Raw genomic sequence first — 1,309 nt, forward strand, 5'->3', positions numbered from 1 at the left:
GTTTAAGGGCGGACAGGGACGCTTAAACCGAGGATACAGAACGACCTCGGGTGGTATACTGGATGGTGCAAACCCTATCCGCTAACCAGCCGAGGTCGTATGCCGAGTATACCAGCCCTTGCCCACTGGATCAACACCATCCTGCTGACCGCCATGCCCACGTTGTCGCCTTGGACTGCCCGGCGGCTCACCGATTGGCTCGTCAGCATCCTGCTCATGCACGCCATCACCACCCGCGTCGTGGCCTGGGGCTGTGCCCTTGGACAGTCCACCGCTGCCCGCGCCGCCAGTCACGAACGGCGACTGCGCCGCACCTATCGGGATCCCCAGTTGTCGTGGTCGCTCCATCGGGCCATCCTGACCACCACCCTGCGCTTCGCCCCTGCCGAACCGGTCACCGTCATCATCGATGAAACCACCCACACCGACCACTGGACGCTGCTCACCGCCGCCCTCTGGTATCACGGACGCGCCATTCCGCTCGCCTGGGTGCTCCATCCTGGCAATACCCGCCGTGCCACCGCCTTTTGGATGGATACCGCCACTCTGCTTGATCGCGTGCGTCAGGTTATCCCCGCAACCACACCGGTCATCGTGGTTGCCGATCGGGCCTTTGGCTGTCCGGTGTTTACCGATCAGGTGGCAGCGCACGGCTGGTGCTGGGTTGTGCGCGTCCAAGGCCACACGCGGCTGTTGCTGCGGGGCCATACGGAAGTGCCGATCCGCACGCTGGTGGCGCGGGGTCAGCGGGTGGCGCGGCGTGGGCAGGCCTTCAAGAAGGCGGGCTGGCGAACGGTAACGGTGGTCGCGACGTGGGCCGCCAGCGCGCAGGAACCGTTGCTGCTGGTGAGTAATCTGGCAGACATTGGCATGATCCAGCATGGCTATGGGCGGCGGTACGCGATCGAAGCGCTGTTTCGCGATTGGAAAACGGGCGGCTGGCAGTGGGAGGCGAGCCAGTCGCGGAGTCAGACGACGCAGGAGGCGCTGGTGCTGGGCATGGCGATCGCGACGGTGCTGGTGCTGCTGGTCGGGACGGCGGAGGCGCAGGACGGGCTGGCCGAGCGCGGGGATCGCCCCAGCCCGCGCCGCCCATGGGCGGCGCGAGACAGTCTGTTTCGGGTGGGGCGGTATGGGGTACTGCGCTGGCTGTGGACGGGGACGATGCCCGCGCTCGGCGCGGGGCTGTCGCTGGCGGGAACCGTGTTCCACGAACGATGGGCAACGACCGTGACGCGGGGTGGCCGGCTCGGGACGGCCATGCCCTAACATCCATTAATACCCATTTCCCAACCTGTCCGCCCTTAAA

At 66.3% G+C, this 1,309-nt stretch carries 1 protein-coding gene; it reads left to right on the forward strand.

The features are described 5' to 3' along the window. Positions 1–99: 99 nt before the first annotated feature. Positions 100–1,269 (forward strand): transposase, encoded by a 1,170-nt coding sequence (locus JOD20_RS26285; RefSeq protein WP_204758138.1) that lies wholly within the window; start codon positions 100–102, stop codon positions 1,267–1,269. Positions 1,270–1,309: the final 40 nt, after the last annotated feature.

This window comes from Herpetosiphon giganteus, from assembly GCF_016907925.1.
Classification (GTDB): domain Bacteria; phylum Chloroflexota; class Chloroflexia; order Chloroflexales; family Herpetosiphonaceae; genus Herpetosiphon; species Herpetosiphon giganteus.